Raw genomic sequence first — 955 nt, forward strand, 5'->3', positions numbered from 1 at the left:
TAAGCAAGTTATATTACACAGTGATTTAGGAGCACAGTATACAAGCTCTAAATTTGCAGAATATATATCAAAAATTAAATTCATTCAATCATTCAGTTCCAAGGGAAATCCCTATGATAATGCCTGTATGGAGTCTTTTCATGCTGCCCTAAAAAAGGAAGAAGTTAACTTAGTAACCTACTATGATTTTAATGTTGCAAGACTGGCAATATTTGAATATATAGAGTCATGGTATAACAGAAAGAGAATCCACAGCAGCATTGGGTACATTACCCCTCAGCAATGTGAAGATAATGCTATAAAATCAGCATAAAAAATTTGAGTTTTAGTGTTTACAATATTGACATAGGTCCACTTTCATTGGAGTTTCAGTTATTAATAAAAGCAATGATTTCATTGATTACATAGCAGAAATAGCGAATATAATTAAAGCCAATTTGAATCAGATTTTACAAGCATTTAATACGAAGAATTCAAAAGATACACAAATCAAAATTAAGGCTTTAGCAACAAAAAGAGCAATGGGAATGTTTAAGCAATAACAACAAAACAAGGGAAGTCGGTTGTCTTCGGATGATCGTCTTTCTTTTTTTTGCCCAAAAGCAAAACCTCAAGCTTTTACACTGGGGGTTATAAAAGTGTGCCCGGCATGGGCGTAATCTTGTCGGTGAAAGTCCGATACGGGGGTTGATAGTGCCAACCGTTAGCTTAAGACAAGGGTGTCCACCGTGAGGTGGAATCTGAAGGAAGTCGGCGGCAAAGCTCTGGTCTGATGAACAGAAACTATACCTAAAGGACGTATAAGTTTTGTTCAAAGAATTAATAGTATATCCATTAAAAGGAAAAATAAATTATGGAGCAGATATATAAAGGATAAGAGACAGCATAAATTTTTCCTATGCCCAATATTTTAACCATAGACAAAAAAGACATTGATATCTATTTCAAGAGGTTC

At 34.5% G+C, this 955-nt stretch carries 1 protein-coding gene; it reads left to right on the forward strand.

What is annotated here, in order from left to right:
* Window positions 1-313, forward strand: a 313-nt coding sequence (locus Q428_RS14175; RefSeq protein WP_035382086.1) for an integrase core domain-containing protein, incomplete at its 5' end; no start/stop codon positions are given.
* Window positions 314-955: the final 642 nt, after the last annotated feature.

It is taken from the genome of Fervidicella metallireducens AeB (assembly GCF_000601455.1).
GTDB classification, from domain to species: domain Bacteria; phylum Bacillota; class Clostridia; order Clostridiales; family Caloramatoraceae; genus Fervidicella; species Fervidicella metallireducens.